Genomic DNA, 20,980 nt, shown 5'->3' with positions numbered 1-20,980 from the left:
GGAAAGCATTTACAGTTTTACAGCGGCGGGGTTGCGCCGCGCAGCGCATAACAGCCGCATGGACTTGCCGCGTGATAAGCCTGCGGCGGCGGCGTTTAGCAGCTAAGCAACCCGCGCCTTGGCGGATAATGCCGCGGCAATATACTCCTCAATCGCCTGCCGCTGATCAGGCGAGACCCGCAAACCAAGCTTTGAGCGGCGCCATAGAAAATCATCCACCCCATGGACCCATTCCTGCGCAATGGCCCAATCTAGTTCACGCTGATAAATGCCGCTGCCAAAATCATTCCCCAGCGCCTCTGCCGAGGCTGCCTCGGCAAAAATCTGCTGCGCCTCGCTGCCATATTGCCGGATCAAACGGCGAATGGTTGACGCCTGCAGAAATGGCAAAGCCTCTGCCAAATCGCGGCGCAATTGCGCAACACCATCGACCGGGAAATCACCCCCTGGCAAGGCCACACCAGCAGTCCATTTGGCGCTGGCTCTACCAAATTCTGCATCCACCAACTCCAGTGCAGATTCCGCCAAGCGCCGATATGTGGTGATTTTTCCACCAAACACGTTCAGCACGGGCCCACCGGCGCTGCGATCCACCCGCAACACGTAATCACGCGTGGCCGCGGTGGCTGAACTGGCCCCATCATCGTAAAGCGGGCGCACCCCAGCATAGCGCCAGACCACATCCTTTGCAGTGACATCTGCAGCGAAATACTGATTGGCGAAATTCAGCAAATAGGCTTGCTCTTCTGCAGAGCATTCGGGTTTTTGCCCTGGATCAGAATGATCAGCATCGGTTGTACCAATCAGCGTAAAATCCTCTTCATAGGGGATGGCAAACATAATGCGCCCATCCTTACCTTGAAAAAAATAGCTCTTCTCGTGATCGAATAACTTTTGGGTCACGATATGGCTGCCGCGCACCAAACGCACTTTATCGCGGCTGTTCAAGCGCAAGGCGCCGTTTATCACCGTTTCAACCCAAGGCCCGCCCGCATTTACCAGCATTTTAGCGCTTAGGGTTTGCTGCGCCCCATCTTGGCTTTGCAGCTGAACATGCCACAGTCCATCCGCATAATGCGCCGCAACAACTTTGCTGCGCACATTAATCTTTGCGCCGCGCGCCGCCGCATCACGGGCGTTCAGCACCACCAAACGCGCATCCTCCACCCAACAATCCGAATATTCAAACGCCTGTTTCAAAAAGGGTTTCAACGGCGCACCTTCAGGATCTGTTTGCAAATTCAGACGGCTTGTTCCCGGCAGAATTTTTCGTCCCCCCAAAGTGTCATAAAGAAAAAGAGCCAAGCGCAATAACCATGCAGGCCGGCGGCCCTTCATCCATGGCATGATACGCGCCAAAAACCGCGAGACAGGGGTTTCGCTGTCAAAGCGCATCGAGGCATCATAAGGCAGGATAAACCGCATTGGCCAACTGATATGAGGCATCGCACGCAGCAAGGTTTCGCGTTCTATCAAGGCCTCACGCACCAAGCGGAACTCTAAAAACTCAAGATAGCGTAAGCCACCATGAAACAACTTGGTCGAGGCCGAAGATGTGGCAGAGGCCAGATCATTCATTTCAGCCAATGCAACCGTATAGCCGCGCCCCGCAGCATCACGGGCGATCCCGCATCCATTGATACCGCCACCAATCACAAAAAGATCTACTGGATTGCGTGTTTCAGACATATGTTTGTTCCTGTGTAATATGCAAAGCGGTTGAGGCCGCGTTAAGGCGCTGCGCAAAAGCCTGCGGCGGGGCTGATTCTAAAACGATATGATCCAATTGATCCACATCGCAGATTTTATACGGCGCGGGCACGCCAAATTTCGACCCGTCCGCCACCAGAATTTTACAACGTGCATGGGTTAAGATTGCCCGCGCCACCTCCACTTCATGATGATCAAAGTCTAGAATGGCGCCCTCTTCATCCAAAGCCGAAGCTCCAATAATCGCAAAATCCACTTTGTAATGCGAGATCGCGCGCGCCGCCTCGCTGCCGATGATCGCGCCATCGCTCATGCGCACCTCACCACCGATTAAATGCAAGGATTTCAAACCTGATCCGCGAAAAATAGGCACCATATTCACGTTGTTCGACACCACCGTTAAATCGCGGTGCTGGCGCAAGGCTTCTGCAACCAATTCGGTTGTGGTGCCGATATTCAATGCCACTGAGGCGCCGTTGGGGATCAGCTTCGCGGTTGCCCCCGCGATCGCTTGCTTGGCGTTCAAATGCACCATACGGCGATCTTCATAGGCCATCACCGAGGCTCCGTTGATACGTTTTGCGCCGCCATGCGTACGCAGCGCTAGGCCGGCATGGCACAAGACGCCTAAATCACGCCGCACTGTTTGCGTGGCGATATTCCAGTCTTTCGCCAAGCGCTCAACTTCCACCTCTCCCTGCTGGCGCAAGAGCGATAAAAAAGATTCTTGACGGGATGTGAAGCTCATATCTTGCGTTTAACTGATCAAACGAATATTTTGCAAGCTCAAATGAACAATTATATCATACTGACACCGATTATACCTTGGCCAAATGTCACCAAAGCCGCAGAGCTGCGCCAAAAGAACCGCAAGCGCAGGCTGTTTATCGCCCCTCAAAAAAATATGGCCTCAGCTCCACCAGCCTTCAGCAAGCAAAATAATAAATAAAAACATTTGATTGCGGTTTTTTAAACGTAAAAGAGGTTCGCCCGCCTCTAAACCGCCGGTCGTTACGCAGCTTCAGGCTGTGCAGGGGCGATGAGCACTGGCCCGCAAAAGAGGCGACTTTTCGAAAAATCTTACCGAAAAAATAGGCGCTGACTAAACTGCGATTATTATGGCGCTGGAAGGGATCAGAAAAGGCTGGTGCGTCTCTTCAGGCCAATTCAATCGAACCAGAAAGGCTTTTACCAGATATCGCTTTTCTGGGCACCGGCAGGGACATCTCGGCGTATGTTCAAGCCACCTTCGATCTTGATTGCCCGCTCGGGCGGCCGAACCATCCAAGCGCTATGCGGGGCGATACTGCCCATACGCACCGCTCTTTTGAAGATGCACGAGTTCATACAGCCGCGCCTGTCATGCAGGACAGCAGGTATTCATGCCCGTTTTCAAAGGATCAAAACGCTCTGCCAGATCAAACCAGCAGCGTTACAAAACATAACGGCTAAGATCGGCACTTTTGGCCAGATCCCCCAAATTATCTTCTACAAATTTGGCTGTGACCTCAACGGTCTCACCCGCGCGGTCAGGGGCGGCAAAAGACAGTTCCTCAAACACCCGCTCGATCACCGTATAAAGCCGCCGCGCACCGATATTTTCAACCGACAGGTTCACTTGCGCGGCTATTTTCGCCAACGCGGCGATCCCTTCTTCGGTAAATTTAACCACAACACCTTCCGCCCCCATCAACGCGGTATATTGTAGGGTCAACGCATTGTCGGTCTCGGTGAGAATACGCACAAAATCTTCTTCGGTGAGCGCGCGCAATTCAACCCGGATGGGCAATCGGCCCTGCAATTCAGGAAGCAGATCCGACGGTTTGGCCACATGAAACGCGCCCGAGGCAATAAACAAAATATGATCAGTATTGACCGGGCCATATTTCGTACTGACCACGGTGCCTTCTATCAAAGGTAGCAAATCGCGTTGTACACCTTCGCGGCTGACATCACCGCCACGCGCATCGCTGCGCGCGCAGACTTTATCAATTTCATCCAAAAACACGATGCCATTTTCTTGCACGGCTTCGATCGCAGCGCGGGTGACGCTGTCATCATCGAGCAGTTTATCCGCCTCTTCCCCAACCAAAAGATCATGGCTATCAGACACTTTGATTTTGCGCTTCACCGTGCGTTGACCAAACGCTGTGCCGAACAGATCGCCGATATTCATCATCCCCATCTGGCTGCCGGGCTGACCGGGAATATCCAACATGGGCATGGGCGTGCTGGTATCGGCAACGTCAAGTTCGATCTCTTGATCATTTAGCTCGCCAGCGCGCAGCTTTTTGCGGAACATTTCGCGCGTGGCAGAACGCGCATCGGATCCGGCAATGGCTTCTATTACCCGATCTTCCGCCGCCTGAGCGGCCTTTGCCCGCACATCATCGCGCATCTGCGCGCGCGTCATCGCGATGGCAGAATCAACCAAATCGCGAATGATTTGCTCGACATCTCGCCCCACATAGCCCACTTCGGTGAACTTGGTTGCTTCAATCTTTATGAAAGGGGCTTTCGCCAGTTTGGCAAGCCGGCGGCTTATTTCGGTTTTACCCACGCCCGTTGGCCCGATCATAAGGATATTTTTAGGATAAACTTCATCGCGCAAGCTGGCATCAAGTTGTTTGCGCCGCCAGCGAGAGCGTAGCGCCACCGCAACGGCGCGCTTTGCATCGCGTTGCCCGATAATATAACGGTCAAGTTCTGAAACAATTTCACGCGGAGTTAAGTCAGTCATTTAATCCTCTGATCGATAAGGGGGAAGTTTAGATTTGCCGGGAAATTCTGGCAAGGCACGCAACACTGCGCCGCGCATTTGCACCCACCAAGTGCCCAATGCTGTAAATAGCAAACCGAGTATAAACACAATCGACACCCCGCCAAATGCCTCTCCCAGCGCCTGGTTTGTGATCCAAACAATCACGGCGATAAAATAGAATAAGCCAGCTGTTAAAAAAGAGCGGCGATCAATTATCAAGGCAAAGACGGTTACCAATAAAAGCAGACCCGCCATTGAAAGATAACCCAGTGTCCCGCCCAATTTATAAAGGGAGAAAGCTGCCGTATTCACCAAGGCCGGCGCGGCAAGAATATGCAGCCAAAATCCAGTTGCCGAAAACCGGCCCAAACGGTGCGGATCCTGCATGTCAAACCAAAGCCCCAGCGCCATCATCGCAAAACCAAAACCCAGCGAGGCATAGGCCACCGGTGCAGCAATGCCTAAATTGAAAAACATTTCCGGAAAATTTGCGGGCGCAAGGGAGATATCGGTTTGGTCAAGCGCCACGCTATAGCTCAACAGCATCGCGAACAGGCCAAACAAAAACATCGCAAACGGCAGTTTGAAAACTTTAAAATATAAAGCCATGCCCCCCATACCAAGCGCTGCCAGCGCCATAAGAGGCGCTTTTTCAAAGCTTCCAAGCTCGAAAAAACCAATTGAAAACACCGCGCTGCCATTCACAGCGGCGCCCAGCGCCAAAGCGATGCTGGGTAAGCTCATCCGGCGCATCAGCGTGAAATAGCGCGCCAGGCCTAGGCATAAAACCAAACAACAAAAATGCGCAAACATCCAAGATACAGACAGCCCAATCAGCCCCAGCGCACCGCCCCATAACAGGCTTAACCCCAAAGTGACAAAAATTTCCGAAAAACCTTTAAAAAACTCAAAGGGCTCATCATCGCGCAACAGCGCGGCGCGAAACCCAAGCTCTGCTTGAAGATGTACCGAAAGACGCGCCGCCTGGGTTTCGTTTAAGATACCCGCCCGCACGGCTGACCGCAGCGTTTCAGGCGGGATAAGGGTCATTCTGAAAGATCCTCGACCGTCAATTTGCCATTCGTGTAAACGCAGATATCAGCAGCGATCGCCATCGCCTCGCGGGCAATTGTTTCCGCGTCTTTATCGCTATCCATCATGGCGCGCGCTGCCGCCAAGGCAAAATTGCCACCCGAGCCGATCGCCGCAATATTATGCTCGGGCTCAAGCACATCACCCGCGCCCGTGATTACAAAAAGCTTTTTGCCATCGGTGACGATCAACATCGCTTCCAGCTTTTGAAGATATTTATCCGTGCGCCAATCTTTGGCCAGTTCAACCGAAGCCCGCTCTAGCTGCCCAGGCGCGGCTTCCAGCTTTGCTTCAAGCCGCTCCAAAAGCGTGAACGCATCAGCGGTTGAACCCGCAAAACCTGCGATAACGTCAAAACCGCCGGGGGATAAGCGGCGCACTTTGCGCGCTGTACCTTTGATCACCGTTTGGCCCAATGAAACCTGGCCATCCCCCGCGATCACCACTTTACCCGATTTTTTAACGCCGATAATCGTCGTGCCATGCCATCCGGGAAAATCACTTTGGCTCATACGCCTCTCCTTTTTTACGCTCTGCGATATGGATGATATGCGCTGCAGTAAGGCGCATTCATAAAGGGCGGTTTTGGTGAGAAAAAGGGCACCAAAGGTGCCCAATTCAACATCACAGCATGCCAGAGAGCTTAAATGCTATCTTCTATCCAGCTTTGCAGCGCGGCTTTCGGCGCAGCGCCGGCGCGGTTCGAGATCACCTCGCCATCTTTGAAAATAAACAACGCCGGAATTCCCCGCACCCCCATAGAGGCAGCAGAATTTGGGTTTGTATCCACATCGACTTTGGCAATTTTAATTTTGCCGGCCATTTCAACCGACAGCTCTTCTAGCGCCGGACCGATTTGCTTGCATGGGCCACACCATTCCGCCCAAAAATCAACCACGACAGGAACGTCAGAGTTTTTTACTTCGCTGTCGAAAGTCTCGTCTGTGACGGCAACTGTAGCCATTTTCATATCTCCTGAAACCACATTTCTGATAGCGGGAACCTAGGCATCGCGCCCCTAAAGGTCAAGGGATGGCTCGGAAAATACGTTTGCCAAGAGCGCGTCGGGCAAAGGCATCAAACGCGCCTGTTTGGTCCAGAGCAGCGCCGGGATTATCTGATGATCAGGAAAGGTGCGGGCGATAACCTCAGCATAAGCCGCCATCTGACGCAAAAGCCCCAATGGTACGTCTGCCGGGCGTTCTGGAACCTGCGCATTTGATTTAAAATCAACCAGCCAAACAGCCGCCTCCTGCACCACTAAACGATCAATAATGCCGTAAATCTGTTGGTTCTCAAGGCCCGCCACACGGCCTGACAAGGCCACTTCTGCAAGCGCGTCCGGACCAAATAAAAATTGCGAATTAGGGGCCTTTAAAACGCCCAGAACTTCCGCTTTAAGCGCCTCAAACGTCTCTGCAGAGGCGGGCAGACCTGCCTGATCCAAAATTTTCGAACTGATATCGGGCCAGTGCGCAGAGTCAAGACTTGGCAACACTTCAAGCAATTTATGAATTTGCAGACCCCGCAACTTCGCGTGTTCATCCGTCTCCTCAGCATCCGAATGCAGCGATTTCTCACCACCCAAATCAGAGGGGCTTAACGGCTTTGGCTGGGCTGGGACCGGCGGCGCCACCTCGTTGAAAAAACTTTCCAAAGCGATGCTCGGCGCGCTTTGTTCTTTTTCGAGCTCTGTGCTGCACCGGCCCCAAACACCATAGTCAAAGCGGCGCCCCATACCCGTTGGAAAGCGCTGCGATTGGGCTGCAAGAGCTTCAACCCCAAGGCTGATTTTTTGATACCAAGATCGTTGGTCCGCCGCCAAATCCCCCGCAGCAGCCACGATCAGCCATTTTTCCGCCCGTGTTATCGCCACGTATAACAAACGGTCGCGCTCTTCTTCTTCCGCGCGCAGCTTGCATTCACGCAATTCGCGCAAGCGCGGCGGCATTTGGGCGCGAGGCATTTTCCAAAACGCGCCATCTGGGGCCACCAATAAATCATCGCGCAACCGCGCGTCACGCTTTGCCGAATCGGGCAAAATAACGATGGGAGATTCCAGTCCCTTAGCGCCATGCACCGTCATCACACGGATTTGATTGCCATCTTGATCGGCTTGGCGTTTGATCTCCAACCCGTCAGATTGCATCCAAACCAAAAACCCTGTCAGGCTGGGAACCTCGCTGCGCTCATAGGCCATCGCCTGCCCTAAAAGCGCATTCAGCCCATCTTCCGCTTCTTGGCCCAAGCGACCCAAAAGCAGCTTGCGGCCCGCGTAATGTGTCAAAACGCGCTCAAGCAATTCATAGGGGCGCAAAAAATCAGCCTGCAGCAACAAATCGTTCAGCATCGCAATCAAGCGCCCATGCTGATCGGTTGCCGCGCGCAAAACCTGCCATAGAAACTTTCTGCCGCGTCCCTGCGCCAAGCTAAAAAGCGTTTGCTCATCCCAGCCAACCAAGGGCGATTTCAGCACCATAGCCAAGGATAAATCATCTTCCGGCGTGGCCAGAAAAGCCAAGAGCGCCAATAAATCTTTTACCGCCATTTCGGCGCCCAGTTTCAAACGATCCGCGCCCGCAATGGGTAGGTTTTGGGCTTTGCAGGCGCGAATAATTTCTTGAAACAAATCTGAACGGCGCTGGACAAGAATCAGGAAATCCGCGGCGCGCACCGGACGCATATGATAGTGGCCGGTTTTTCCGATTTCTTCGGGTATCGCCACCTTCTGGGTGATCATATGGTCAATTTCTTCGGCAATATAGCGCGCCAATTGCACCAAGTGATTGTCTTGATCCGGTAGGTCAACGGGGCGCTCCCAAGAGCGATCTTTTTGCCTTTCCACCGCCTCAAGCGCGGGCCATAGATCCACCCGCCCCGGCATCTTAGTTTTAAAGGCCAAATGTTGTTCGCCGGCAGCGCCCGCTGCAGGCGCGCCGGGCGCTGCTGGCGCAAATAGCTGGTCTACCAATGCTAAAATGGCCGAAGACGATCGAAATGAATGCGCCAAGCTGGTGTCAAATAGCGGCGTGTCCGTGGGTTTCAACCGCGCCGCAAAATCTGCCTTCATCCGATCAAACTCGGCAGGGTCTGCGCCCTGAAAGGAATAAATCGATTGTTTTTTATCCCCGACCACAAAAATCGTTCGGCCGCTATTTGACCTTGCGCCTTGGCCGCTGGTGAATTCTTGGGCCAGTTTTTCGATCACCTGCCACTGAATGGGGCTGGTATCCTGCGCCTCATCCACCAAAATATGATCAATGCCGCCATCCAAACGGTACAAAACCCAATCTGCCACAGCTTGATCCGTTAACAACCCGCGCGCCTTTAAGATCAGATCGTCAAAATCCAACCATCCCCGCGCCTGTTTTTCGCGCTCATAAGCCGGCAGAAAAACCGCGGCAAATGCATAGAGCACGGCGGTTTTCTCAGCCGCCAAAAGCCCCAGCCGTTGATCACGGGTATCTTCAACACGCGCCATCAATGCGTGAAGCGCAGGCAAATGGGGCTGTAGCGCGCCGTCTCTGAGTGCTTTGGTTGGAAAGGCGTCTATTTTTGCAGAAAACGGCGTATTTTTTGTTGTCCCTTCACCCCAAAGCAACAGCTGTTCCAACAGGCCAAGCGCCCCGAGGCTAGGCCCAGACAATTTGGCGAGTTTTTCGCCATTGCGCTGATCGGTGGGAGAGCCGGTGCTCAGAACATTGACCAGCGTGCCAATCAAACTCCAGACATCCTTTGTGAAAACCCCTGCGCATAGCGCTTCGGCGGTAAGGGTAACGGGAAGGTTCAATCGCGCCCAGATCTCTCCTTTGGCGCTGCCTTTCGCAAATAACTGCCGGTGTTTCAAAACAGAGGCGATCAGATCCATAACATCCGTTTCGTTGCAATAAGCGGCCACTGCACCGATCACCGGTTGTTGATCCGAGGCGGAAATGTCATCGAGTATCGTGCCCGCCAATAAGCGGCTCGCGCGTTCATCCATCTCATGAAATTGTGGGCTCACACCCGCCTCCAGCGGAAACCGCCGCAACAGCGCCGCGCAAAAGGAATGAATGGTTTGAATTTTCAAACCACCAGGCGCCTCAATGGCGCGGGCAAACAGCGTTCTGGCTTGACGTAGCATCGCCGCGTCAAGTTCGGTTTCAAGACCCAAGTGCTGCAACTCATCGCGCAGCGCGGCATCGGCGCGCATCGACCATGCCCCAAGCCGCTCAAAAAGCCGGTTCTGCATTTCGCTGGCAGCCGCTTTCGTATAGGTCAGGCATAGGATATGCTCGGGCAATACGCCATTCAGCAACAAGCGGGCCACCCGATCGGTCAACACTTTGGTCTTGCCCGAACCAGCATTGGCTGATAGCCATGTTGAAATTTCGGGGCGCGCCGCCGCAAGTTGGCGCGCGCTGGCGGGATCACGCGCGCTCATTTTAACACCTCATGACGGGCAGGCGCGCTGAGCGACCATTCGCCATAGCGCGACAGTTGATCATAGGGTGAATAATCTTCAACGCGGAACAACGCACGGCGGGCCTGAAACCCTGTCTCTTCGCTTTGATAGCTGGCAATTAAATGTTTGAATTTTTCCCAAGCTTGCGCAAGCGGTTCTTTGTCAAACGGTGCGGCTTGATATTTCTTCGCCGCCCCCAGACCGATAAACGCCGCCTCGACAACCTCGCCGGGTTGCAGGTTTTCAAATCCCCCCTGCTGCGCGATTGCGGCCAGCAAATAAAGCTGCTTGTCAAAAACCTTTTGTTGATCTGGCGTGGGCACCGCCCCGGTTTTATAATCATAGAGATAAAGCCCAGCCCCCTGCGACATATCGATGCGATCCACTATCGCGCTGAGGGTAAATTGCAGCTCGGGCAGCAACACAGCCCCGCGGCCTTCAAGCACAAGCGGTTGGCCGCGCGTTTGACGACGCTCTTCTTCGGCGATAACCCAATCTGCCATCGCCCGCAGGCGGCTGCGCCAGAACGCCTGATGCGATGGCCAAGGCACTTGCGCGCATAGCAAAGCTTCTGAAATTTCCACAAAACGACGGCGCCGATCCTCCGGCGCGCAATCAGGCCAGGCTTTGATGAACTGCTCCATCAACGCATGATATATCACCCCGCGCAACCGCGAATCCGGGACAGGCTCAATCGGCTCTAACGGTTGCAAGCCCAAAACATGCTTGGCATAAATCGCATAAGGATCGCGGATCAGCGTTTTGATTTCCGTCACCGAGAGTTTTTGAGGGCGCGCCGCTTTTGGCGGCGCCGGTGCCGGGCGCAAGGCCGCTGGGGCTGGCTGCCATGACTCGAAGCTTTCGACGCGTTTCAGATAGGCATCCCCGCGCGCGCGCATCGCCGAAAACGCCTGCGCGCCGCCATTTTCAGGCAATCCGTTTAACAAATTGGTCAAGCGGTTTACCCAACGCGCGGGGATTGTTTGAGCCTCCTCATTGCGCACTGAGCGGGTCAGCCAAACTTGCCCTGCAGCAATCGCTTGTTGAAAATCATGCGCAGATAACCCAATCCGACGCTCGGGCAGCAACAATCCCGCTTCATGGCGCAGGCGCCGGTTCAACCAAGGATCCGGGGGCGGCACTTGCGGCCAGACCCCTTCATTCAACCCCGCCAAAATCAACAAATCTGCGCCCTGAACCCGCGCCTCTAACGTGCCCCAAATTAAGATCTTAGGATGCGGAGCATCGCGATCGCGCACTTCATTTTGCGCAAGAACACCGTTGAATACCCCCGCGTAATCAAACGGTAAAACCGCAGCGGCCGAAGCCGCTGCCGCTTGCAGCGCCTTGACCGTTTCGCGGGCTTGGCGCCCGGCCTTTTGCTGCCACAACCCCCCAGCTTCCCCGTCCTCATCGGGGCGCGATCCCCTGCAAATCGCTTCAGCATATGTCAAATGTTGCGACAGCAGATCCGCAAATGGCGCAGAATCTGCCGGCCAATGCGCCGCGCATATGTCAGACACCCAGCCGGCCCATGACAGCGCCATAGGGTTGTTCTGTTTTTGCGCCCAGGCCTGCAAGCCAGCGCTTTGCGGAAACGGGATGGCTTTGGCGCGCAAATAAAGCTCTAAATCGCGGGTCAGCAATAAATGCTCATTTCGCGCGCCCCCGCTATGCGCCAAAGGGTGCTTTAAAAGCGCCAAAAGCGTTGGTGTGCTGACGCCCTGTCCCAATATGCCCAGCGCTTGGCGCAACAAACGCCCCGGAGGGCTGAGGTGTAACGGCATACCCGCGCTGTCATCCGGGATGATGCCCCATTGGCTGAGGGCAGCGCTGACTTGCCGCGTCAGACCCCGATCTGGCGTGATCAAAGCCGCTGTAAGACCTTCTTCAGCTGCCTCGCGCAGCCGCATAGCAATCGCCATGGCCTCAAGGCGGGGGCTGGGCGCTTCCAGCAAGGTCATGGCACTTGTGGCCCCCGCAATATCGCGCAAAGCCGGCCCTTCGGACAGCCAACAATCGGTAACAGGCGCGGGCCGCAACGCCAAAGACACCAAAGCGCCCCGCGCTGGAACCGGCGCCTTCACCCCTGCCCAGCGCGCCACTTGCCGCGGCTCAGCCGCCAACGCCGCAAACAGTTTCACAAAACGATATTGCGGATGATCTTCGCTGTCCAACGCATGCGCCATGTCAGACCACGCCTGCATCGGCATATCAAAATCAAACCCGGGCAAGAGCAAGACCCCCTGCGGCAGCGCGGCCACCGCTTTCATCAAAGACAGGGTTGTTCCACGCGATCCGGTTGAACCTGCCAGAATAACCGGCGAGGGGATCGGTGCAATTTGCCAGGAGGCGCTTATCTGCTCGACCATTTGCCGCTGCCGGCTGACCATATCAGGATGCGCGGCTCGCCCTGCAAGATACTCGGCTGCAATGGTTAAAAAAGCATGGGTGCGCTGCCAATGCCCGGACTGATCGCTCACGTTTAACCCTTTGAGCTCTGCAACGCCTACGCCTTCATCCTGCATTTCTTCGATCAATTGGGCGAGGCTATCGGTTAAATCGAACAGGGCAGAGCGCGCGGCCAGATCGGGCTGTTGAGCAAGCAGCTTTTCGACCAGAGCCAATAACTCGAAGCGGCTGCTCAAGGCCGGCGGCGCCGCAGGCAGCATAATCTGCGGCGCCAACCCGCTTAAATCATTTAAAACATGCAATTTAGGGTGCAGAATATTTTCTTTTGCGGCGAATAAATCAGACACTCTGCGCGCCAAACGCCGAGTGTTCACAATGATCTGCACGCGCGCCAGATCGGCGGGTGGGGCCATGGCAAACTTTGCGCAAAGCCCATCCACCAAAGCGGCGGCAAAATCAGCACCGGGGGGCAATCCAAAAAGCGTCTGATCTTTAAAATTCACCTAATTTGCCTTTAGCATATTGGAATGAGACAGCATGTTTTGGGCGCATGACAGCCCCTCTGGATGGCCAACATCGCACCAGTTGCCCCGATACACCGCGCCATAAACGCCCTGGCGCTCTATCATCTGGGCCCATAAAAGATTGAGCGAGAAGGCGCGTTGTTCAATGGCCATCAACCCTTCCGTTTTTATAATTTGCACACCAGTGTAAACCAAGTTGCCTCCACGCTGCAGACAGCCATTCTCTGCCAGCGAAAAATCGCCTGCCCCGCTATGGCCCTGCGCGTGGGTCCGCTCAATGCAGAGCAGCAGCGCCTCCATCCGCTCTGGCTGCCAGCGCGCGCGCAAAGCGGCAATCGGGTTTTCACCCTGCCAGATCGCATCTGAATTTATCGTTACCACCGGGCCCGCTCCCAATTGCGGCAAAGCCGCTTTCAATCCGCCCCCCGTCTCAAGAATATCGGGCAGTTCAAGCCGCGTTTGTACCGGCGCATCGCGCAAATGATCCGCAAGCATCTGATGCTTGTAATGCAGATTAACAAGGATCGTCTGAGCGCCGCTTTCACGCGCAATATCAACCGTATAATCGATCAACGCCCGCCCTTTTACAGGCACCAAGGGTTTGGGTTTATCTTTCGTCAGCGCCCCCATGCGGCGCCCGAAACCAGCGGCAAAAATCATAACGGGAAAAGGGGTTTTGGCCATCATGTGCATTTAAACCGTCCAATTTAAATTTGCAGGGCTGGGAAATTCTGCATCGATCAAAGCCTTAAGCCCTTGCAAACCCGGAGCGCGCAAATTGCGTTGGATATAGCGCCAGACCCGGGGCATATGTACCAGATAATTTGCTTTATTTTCTTGCAAGGCCAGCCGCGCGAAAACCCCCAAAATGCGCAGATTGCGTTGCACTCCCAAAACCGCATAAGCGCGCTGGAAGGCCCGCGCGTCTAGGCCCGCCTGCGCCACAAAATACGCGATCAAACCGGCCTCCATATTGGCGGGAATATCGCGGCGTACATCCTGCAAAAGCGACAAAAGATCATAGGCGGGGTGACTTTGAAACGCATCTTGAAAATCTAAAATACCCACACAGGCCGCACCGCGGCGCGCCGGCAAATAAAGAAGATTTTCCGCATGGCAATCGCGCAGCGCCAGGACTGGCGCGCTTTGCAGCGCAGCCGCGAGCAAATCGGTAAGCGCAGCAAGCAGGGCGGTTTGATCCGCCTCAATGCGTGCTGAGCCTTTATAAAATTCAAAAGCTGGCGTGATCATGACAGCCAAATCCTGTGCATCGGGCTGCGCTAAAAAGGCTGGAGGATCGTTTGCCTGCAGCGCAAGCAGCATATCAACCGCCTTTTGGTAAATTGGATAGGCGCTTTGCGCGCCCTTTACCCAAAATCCCGACAATAAATCATCGCCCAAATCTTCAACAAGCAAAGCCCCCAAATCATGATCCGCGCCATAAATTTGCGGGGCGCTGAGATTCTGCGCAAACAAATGTGACGCAATCCGTTGAAATCGCATTGTTTCATCCACTGCACTGCGCCGCGCATCCATCAAAATAACCGAGCGTTCGTTCTGTGATAAGCGGTAATACCGGCGCTGAGACGCATCCGTTTTCAGCGCTACAATTTGCGCATTATGCCATTTATGCTGCCGCAAAAACTCTTGCAGCTCGGTGGATCTACCCAGATCATTCATCGCTCAAACCCTGCAAGCGCGGCGCCCAAATATACGCCGGACCCTGCAATTTGAGGTGCCGATCGCCCTCGCTCGCACCGCTGGAAAACGCGATATTTAACGGGCCATAACTAGATAGATCCCCCAGCCGATCCGGCCATTCAATCAGGGAAATCGAGGTTTCAAACGCCTCTTCTAACCCCAATTCAACCGCCTCTTGATGCGAGGTCAAGCGATACAGATCTGCATGCCAAATCTCGCCGATTTGCGTGTCATAGGTTTGCACCAGCGTGAACGTTGGTGAGGGCACTTCTTCAGGACTATCTTGTACCGATTGGATCAGGCTGCGCGCAAAAAAACTTTTGCCAGCGCCGATATGCCCCTCAAGCAGAAGGATATCCCCACATTGCAAGCTTTTGCCCAGCGCGGCGGCGAAGGCTTGCATATGCGCCTCAGAAGGCATGTGAAATTCGGTTGTAAATAAATCCATAAATCTAAGATGACATTGCCAGTTGCGCTAAACAAGACAGATCGTGCAGCCTGTGAAGCCTTGGTTGCGTGCAAGGCAAGCTTTGAAAGGCCGCGCAAGCCCCCAAGGCTTTAAGCGGTGATCGCAAACACTCCCCCAGCGTGAAAATGCTAAATCTTCATAGCGCGGTTTTCGCCCAGCGCAGCGGTGATTTGTTCAACCGCAGCCCTGGGCCACTGAATTTCCACGATCGCGCCGCGCGGCGTTGCTTTGGCTGCCGGTCTTTGCTGAGGATCATATCCATTGGCAAAGCTTAATTCTGCGCCGGTCCTTTCAAGCAAGGTTTTGGCAATAAAAACGCCTAGGCCCATCCCTTCATAGCTCTGCCTGTTATCGCGCGCCGCGCCTGTTTTGCGATGCCGCAAAAAAGGATCACCGATGCGCCCAAGCATGTGAACGGGATAGCCCGGCCCATCATCCAAGATCCGCACGGTGATCGTATCGGGGCTCCAATAGCTTTCCACCCAGACCTCTGATTTGGCAAAATCAACCGCATTTTGCACCATATTGCGCAAACCGTGAATGATTTCCGGGCGCCGCAAAGCCAGCGGCTGACCAAGCCCGGCGCCCTCGATCGGTTCAAAGGACATATTGATTTTCACGCCCCGATCCTTATGCGGCTCGGCTGCCTCACGCAGCACTTCGCTTAAGGGCGCGCTGCGCAAATGCAGATCGTCTTTTCCCGCGCGCCCCATCGAGCGTAAAATATCGCGGCACCGATTGGCTTGTTCTCGGATCAAGCTTGCATCTTCTTGCAGTTCCGAGCCATCAGGCAAGGCCTCCATCAATTCTGCACTGGTCAATTTTATCGTCGCCAAAGGCGTGCCCAACTCATGCGCTGCTGCCGCCACCACACCGCCCAAATCGGTAAGCTTTTGTTCCCGGCTCAACGCCATTTGCGTGGCCAATAAGGCGTTTCCCATCGCGTTCATTTCATTCGTAACGCGGCGCGAATACACGCTTAAGAACACCAATGCGATCACGATCGCGATCCAATTGCCAAAAACAAATAACTCTGGAATGCGTAAAAACGCGCCCGCTTGGGTGCGTAGAGGCAAATGATACACCGCCAAAATCGTAACCAAAACAATCGTGGTGCCACCGAGAATGAGATTTGATCGCAGTTTCAAAATTGAGGCAGAAACCGCAACCGGCGCCAAAAGCAAAATGCTGAACGGATTGTGCAATCCGCCCGTGAGATAAAGCAAAAAGCCCAATTGCAGCAGATCAAACATGGTCATCATCATGTTTTCAAATTCTGACAGACGTTTGTTTTCAGGAAAGCTGACCATGGCCACCAGATTGCCAATGGCCGACACCGCGATCGCAAGAAGGCAAAGACCCAGCTCAAGCTGCAGATTATAAGCCTCTTTGGCAATTAAAATCGCCGTCAACTGGCCCGCAATCGCCACCCAGCGCAGCAGAATTAAGGTGCGCAATCTAATCCAATTGCTGCGACGTTGATCTGAAAATAAATTGACGTCGTGTTCAGTCATCATCTTCCTGCCGGTTGACGTGGGTTGTTAGGAAACATAGATCCCATAAAGGCCAAGCAATGGCAAATACTCTAAGGAATCCCTTATGCAGAACCGTTTCACAGTGGTGTTGGGCGCCGGGTTTGCCCTGTTACTTTTGTTTTCTTGGCTGGCGGTCTCCACATTGTTCATGCCCCGTTCAAGCGATCGCTTCGCGCAATGCCGCACCAGCGTGATTGCAGGTGGCAGCGAACAGATTGGGGGTGCGTTCACGCTAGTAAACCAGCATGGGCAGAGCATGTCGCAAGACGATGTCAGCAAAACTCCGGCTCTGCTTTATTTTGGATATACGTTCTGCCCCGATATCTGCCCAATGGATACGATGCGCAATGTTGACGCCGTGGATCTGCTGGAAACGGCCGGACAAAACGTAACACCAGTTTTTATTACCATCGATCCTGACCGAGATACACCCCAAGTCTTGGCAGAATTTGCCGAGGTGATGCATCCAAGACTGATCGCATTGACAGGCAGCGATGCCCAAATCAAAACCGCAAGTAAAGCGTTTCGGACCTATTACAAAGCCCATGAGCAAAACGATCCGTATTATTTGGTCGACCATTCAACAATGAGCTATCTGCTGCTTCCCGAGCATGGGTTTGTCGAATTTTTCCGCCGTGATTTACCCGCCGAGCAAGTGGCCGAGAAAATCAGCTGCTTTTTGAACGCAGCTTAACCACTTGTATTATTTGACCAAGGCGGGTGGCCGCATTAGATGTAATGAAAGTCAACCGCTTAGGAGGCGACCGCGTGTCAGAACGAACATATCAGGATCTGGGCGAAGACCCTTCGCTTTTGCTGGTTGATGATGATGACCCGTTTCTCAAACGGCTGGCGAAAGCCATGGAAAAACGCGGCTTTGAGGTTGAAACAGCCGGATCAGTGGCCGCTGGGCGTGCAATCGCAACGGCGCGATCTCCGGCATATGCGGTGGTTGATCTGCGGCTGGAAGACGGCAATGGCCTAGATGTTGTAGAAGTGCTGCGCGAAAAACGCCCCGATTGCAGGGTTGTGGTTTTAACCGGATACGGCGCCATAGCCACCGCAGTGGCCGCAGTTAAAATTGGCGCCACCGATTATTTGTCCAAACCCGCGGATGCGATTGATATTACCAATGCGTTATTGGCAACGGGGGATGATTTGCCCCCGCCGCCGGAAAACCCGATGAGCGCGGATCGCGTACGCTGGGAACATATCCAACGGGTGTATGAGCTCTGCGACCGCAACGTCTCGGAAACCGCCCGACGGTTGAATATGCATCGGCGCACCCTTCAGCGTATTTTGGCCAAACGAAGCCCGCGCTAACCCCACCACGATTTGGGGTCGCAAAGCCACCCGCACTGCCTATAATTTCGATATAAGAGTACGGTATTTGGAAATATAATCCCGTTTTACCAGATTGGGCGGCCGCAGCTTAACCGTGAAATCTGGCACAAGATCCATTGGCATTTTGCCAAAAAACCGGTTGGCTTCTTGTTGTGAAAATCCGGCAATCTGAGTGGCCTCAAGCCAGGCGCTGCACTTATCGGCCTTTTTAATCTGCGCTTTAATTTTGGCCGGTAGTTTTGCGGGTAGCCCAAAACGTATATGAATAGCGGCGGTCAGGCGCTCGTCCAAAGCTACATAGCCTGCGCCAACGGCCGCTTTAACCGGCGAAATCATATCCCCTATCACGTATTCCGGTGCATCATGCAACAAGGCTGCCAGCTGCCATTTGGCCTCGATTTTGGGAAAAAGCCGTTTGGATAACTCTACCACCAACAAAGAATGTTCGGCGACAGAATAGGCAAACTCGCCCTGCGTTTGTCCGTTCCAGCGCGCCACAAAGGCCAAGCCATGGGCGATATCTTCAATCTCAATGTCAACTGCCGTTGGGTCAAGCAAGTCCAATCGCCGTCCAGACAGCATTCTTTGCCAAGCGCGTGGTTGTTTCATGGGTTCCTCGAATAAATCAGAAATAATATGACATGCGGGCTTTTTGCTAACAAGGGCTGCGCGTCATCTGCCACCGTTTCAAATCCAAAGAGGTCAAAATTGCCGCGTCTAAAGCGCCATGCATAAAAAAGGCGCTTGTGGTTCCTAGGCCAATTGCCGCAGGTCTCACCGAGAGCCTCTGCACATTCTTGTAGCTTGCAAATGCTTATGATAGGCGACCTCAAAGCTTTAGGAGATGCAGATGAGCACGGATTATATCGTAAAAGACATTGCGCTGGCAGAATTTGGCCGCAAAGAGCTGAACATTGCTGAAACCGAAATGCCGGGCCTGATGGCGCTGCGGGCCGAATATGGTAAAAGCAAGCCATTAAGCGGGTCGCGCATCGTCGGCTCTTTGCACATGACCATTCAAACGGCGGTGTTAATCGAAACGCTGGTTGAATTGGGCGCTGATGTGCGCTGGGCCTCTTGCAACATTTTCTCCACCCAGGATCATGCAGCGGCCGCGATCGCCGCCGGAGGCACACCCGTCTTTGCGGTGAAAGGACAAACGCTGACCGAGCATTGGGATTATCTCGACCGGTCTTTCATGTTTCCAGAGGGCGCGAATATGATCTTGGATGATGGCGGCGATGCCACGCTATACGTCTTACTCGGCGCGCGGGTTGAATGCGGAGAAACAGACCTTATCGCAGTGCCTACATCAGAAGAAGAAGAAGCGGTTTTCGCACAGATTAAAAAGCGTATGGACGAAACCCCGGGTTGGTTCACCAAACAGCGCGCAATGATCAAAGGCGTATCCGAAGAGACCACAACCGGCGTGCACCGGCTTTATGAATTGGTCAAGCAAGGCCAATTGCCGTTCCCCGCCATCAACGTGAACGATTCGGTCACAAAATCAAAATTTGATAATAAATATGGCTGCAAAGAATCATTGGTGGATGGGATCCGCCGCGCCACAGATACGATGATGGCGGGCAAGGTCGCCGTTGTGTGTGGATATGGCGATGTTGGGAAGGGCTCAGCCGCCTCATTGGCCGGGGCTGGCGCGCGCGTCAAAGTAACAGAGGTTGATCCGATCTGCGCCTTGCAGGCCGCGATGGATGGGTTTGAAGTGGTTGTTTTGGAAGATGTTGTGAACAGCGCTGATGTGTTTATCACCACCACAGGCAATAAGGACGTGATCCGCATCGAGCATATGCGCGAAATGAAAGACATGGCCATCGTGGGCAATATCGGCCATTTTGATAACGAAATCCAAGTGGCAAACCTGAAAAACCACAAATGGACCAATATCAAAGACCAAGTGGATATGATTGAAATGCCTTCGGGTAACCGTTTGATTTTACTCTCCGAAGGGCGCTTGCTGAACCTTGGAAATGCGACGGGCCACCCCTCATTCGTGATGTCTGCCTCTTTCACCAACCAAGTATTGGCCCAGATTGAGCTTTGGAGCAAAGGCGATAACTACAAAAATGACGTTTATATTCTGCCAAAGCATCTGGATGAAAAAGTAGCGCGCCTGCATCTTGAACGGATCGGCGTGAAACTGACCAGATTAGAAAAAGATCAGGCAGATTATATCGGCGTAACGCCCGAAGGCCCGTTCAAACCAGAACATTACAGATATTAAGCCATCGCTTAAAAATAACGGGTGGACCGGTTAAGAAAAGCGGCCACCCAAAACAAATCTGCCCGGGCTTTTTCTCAAAATTTAAACAAATCTAATATAGTAAAAGTTTGTACCAAAGCCGCATACCAGCTAGGCTTGCAGCATGTTCGCGTCAGGATGGCCGAACCCGTTTCTGAAACCGAAGGTGCTGTGGGAGCGCATTGGGGTGACAGAGGGTTCCGCCCTTGGGCGGAACCCTATTTTTCAAACAATCAGGCCAGCCCAACACAGCCCGCTGCGGTTTCAATTTTTACCGTTTTGCCGCCGTGACACCGCTGCTTAACGCACCAAATTTAAGCCGGATATTTCAAGAATTATTCGCCACTCTTCAACACGCACGGGCTGCACTGATAACCTTGGATTGCGCACAAGCATCATTTCAGCCAGCGCCGGTAGCGCTTTAATCTGATGCAACGAAACTGCGTTAGGCAAAGCTTGCATGGCCTTTATCGTCACGCATTGCCATTTTGGATCATCTGTCGTGGGATCTTGCCGCGCCGCTTGGATCACCTCAACCAACCCGATAATCGATTTTTCTCCTTGGGAATGATAAAAGAAGCCGCGATCTCCGATTTGCATTTGGCGCATGAAATTTCGGGCCTGATAATTGCGCACGCCATCCCAGGCTTCGCCCGCCGCACCCTTGGCAGTTTGGTCCTGCCAAGACCATGTGCTGGGCTCAGATTTAAAAAGCCAAAACGCCATGC

The 20,980-nt window shown here is 53.7% G+C and carries 18 protein-coding genes; 4 read left to right on the top strand and 14 right to left on the bottom strand.

The features are described 5' to 3' along the window. Nucleotides 1–102 precede the first annotated feature (102 nt). The 12 genes from GN241_17485 to GN241_17430 all read right to left on the bottom strand — a co-directional run bounded on the left by GN241_17485 (nucleotide 103) and on the right by GN241_17430 (nucleotide 16,627). Nucleotides 103–1,689 (bottom strand): glycerol-3-phosphate dehydrogenase, encoded by a 1,587-nt coding sequence (locus tag GN241_17485; GenBank protein ID XAT58994.1) that lies wholly within the window; start codon nucleotides 1,687–1,689, stop codon nucleotides 103–105. Continuing rightward, complete coding sequence (locus tag GN241_17480; protein ID XAT58993.1) at nucleotides 1,682–2,458, bottom strand: DeoR family transcriptional regulator; 777 nt, start codon at nucleotides 2,456–2,458, stop codon at nucleotides 1,682–1,684. Before GN241_17480 ends, GN241_17485 begins: the two co-directional genes overlap by 8 nt. A gap of 684 nt (nucleotides 2,459–3,142) precedes the next feature. After that, complete coding sequence (gene hslU / locus GN241_17475) at nucleotides 3,143–4,450, bottom strand: ATP-dependent protease ATPase subunit HslU (GenBank protein ID XAT58992.1); 1,308 nt, start codon at nucleotides 4,448–4,450, stop codon at nucleotides 3,143–3,145. Beyond that, nucleotides 4,451–5,521: a hypothetical protein gene (locus GN241_17470; protein XAT58991.1), complete on the bottom strand. Its 1,071-nt coding sequence runs from the start codon at nucleotides 5,519–5,521 to the stop codon at nucleotides 4,451–4,453. After that, entirely contained in the window at nucleotides 5,518–6,075 is a 558-nt protein-coding gene (gene hslV / locus GN241_17465) for an ATP-dependent protease subunit HslV (protein ID XAT58990.1), read from the bottom strand. Before hslV ends, GN241_17470 begins: the two co-directional genes overlap by 4 nt. A gap of 131 nt (nucleotides 6,076–6,206) precedes the next feature. After that, on the bottom strand, nucleotides 6,207–6,527 hold the full coding sequence (gene trxA, locus GN241_17460) for a thioredoxin (GenBank protein XAT58989.1): 321 nt from the start codon (nucleotides 6,525–6,527) through the stop codon (nucleotides 6,207–6,209). 54 nt (nucleotides 6,528–6,581) lie between these two features. Then, the gene (addA, locus tag GN241_17455) at nucleotides 6,582–9,986 is read right to left on the bottom strand and encodes a double-strand break repair helicase AddA (protein XAT58988.1); all 3,405 of its coding nucleotides are present in this window, start codon (nucleotides 9,984–9,986) and stop codon (nucleotides 6,582–6,584) included. After that, on the bottom strand, nucleotides 9,983–12,922 hold the full coding sequence (gene addB / locus GN241_17450; protein ID XAT58987.1) for a double-strand break repair protein AddB: 2,940 nt from the start codon (nucleotides 12,920–12,922) through the stop codon (nucleotides 9,983–9,985). The genes addA and addB overlap by 4 nt, the downstream gene beginning before the upstream one ends. Continuing rightward, entirely contained in the window at nucleotides 12,923–13,627 is a 705-nt protein-coding gene (locus tag GN241_17445; protein ID XAT59339.1) for an NTP transferase domain-containing protein, read from the bottom strand. Between the two features lie 9 nt (nucleotides 13,628–13,636). Further along, nucleotides 13,637–14,623, bottom strand: a complete 987-nt coding sequence (locus GN241_17440; GenBank protein XAT58986.1) for a phosphotransferase — start codon at nucleotides 14,621–14,623, stop codon at nucleotides 13,637–13,639. Continuing rightward, on the bottom strand, nucleotides 14,616–15,092 hold the full coding sequence (gene tsaE / locus GN241_17435) for a tRNA (adenosine(37)-N6)-threonylcarbamoyltransferase complex ATPase subunit type 1 TsaE (protein XAT58985.1): 477 nt from the start codon (nucleotides 15,090–15,092) through the stop codon (nucleotides 14,616–14,618). Before tsaE ends, GN241_17440 begins: the two co-directional genes overlap by 8 nt. A 149-nt stretch (nucleotides 15,093–15,241) precedes the next feature. Continuing rightward, on the bottom strand, nucleotides 15,242–16,627 hold the full coding sequence (locus tag GN241_17430) for an ActS/PrrB/RegB family redox-sensitive histidine kinase (GenBank protein XAT58984.1): 1,386 nt from the start codon (nucleotides 16,625–16,627) through the stop codon (nucleotides 15,242–15,244). Between the two features lie 169 nt (nucleotides 16,628–16,796). Here GN241_17430 and GN241_17425 point away from each other — a divergent pair, with 169 nt between their 5' ends. Together GN241_17425 and GN241_17420 are read left to right on the top strand one after the other, a co-directional pair. Beyond that, nucleotides 16,797–17,342, top strand: coding sequence for an SCO family protein (locus GN241_17425; GenBank protein ID XAT59338.1), 546 nt, complete (start codon nucleotides 16,797–16,799; stop codon nucleotides 17,340–17,342). A gap of 74 nt (nucleotides 17,343–17,416) precedes the next feature. Continuing rightward, nucleotides 17,417–17,971 carry an ActR/PrrA/RegA family redox response regulator transcription factor gene (locus GN241_17420; protein ID XAT58983.1) on the top strand — a complete coding sequence of 185 codons (555 nt, stop codon included), beginning with the start codon at nucleotides 17,417–17,419 and terminating at the stop codon, nucleotides 17,969–17,971. 39 nt (nucleotides 17,972–18,010) lie between these two features. Here GN241_17420 and GN241_17415 read toward each other — a convergent pair whose 3' ends face one another. Next, nucleotides 18,011–18,601: an HD domain-containing protein gene (locus GN241_17415; GenBank protein ID XAT58982.1), complete on the bottom strand. Its 591-nt coding sequence runs from the start codon at nucleotides 18,599–18,601 to the stop codon at nucleotides 18,011–18,013. Nucleotides 18,602–18,842: 241 nt separating this feature from the next. Here GN241_17415 and GN241_17410 point away from each other — a divergent pair, with 241 nt between their 5' ends. Together GN241_17410 and GN241_17405 are read left to right on the top strand one after the other, a co-directional pair. Further along, nucleotides 18,843–20,234 (top strand): adenosylhomocysteinase, encoded by a 1,392-nt coding sequence (locus tag GN241_17410; protein ID XAT58981.1) that lies wholly within the window; start codon nucleotides 18,843–18,845, stop codon nucleotides 20,232–20,234. A 156-nt stretch (nucleotides 20,235–20,390) separates the two neighbouring features. Further along, complete coding sequence (locus GN241_17405) at nucleotides 20,391–20,543, top strand: hypothetical protein (GenBank protein ID XAT58980.1); 153 nt, start codon at nucleotides 20,391–20,393, stop codon at nucleotides 20,541–20,543. A 9-nt stretch (nucleotides 20,544–20,552) separates the two neighbouring features. Here the strand turns inward: GN241_17405 and GN241_17400 are convergent, their stop codons facing one another. Further along, on the bottom strand, nucleotides 20,553–20,978 hold the full coding sequence (locus GN241_17400; GenBank protein XAT58979.1) for an EVE domain-containing protein: 426 nt from the start codon (nucleotides 20,976–20,978) through the stop codon (nucleotides 20,553–20,555). Nucleotides 20,979–20,980: the final 2 nt, after the last annotated feature.

The organism is Rhodobacteraceae bacterium IMCC1335 (assembly GCA_039640495.1).
Classification (GTDB): domain Bacteria; phylum Pseudomonadota; class Alphaproteobacteria; order Rhodobacterales; family Rhodobacteraceae; genus Thalassovivens.
This window is presented reverse-complemented; position numbering and strand designations above follow the sequence as displayed.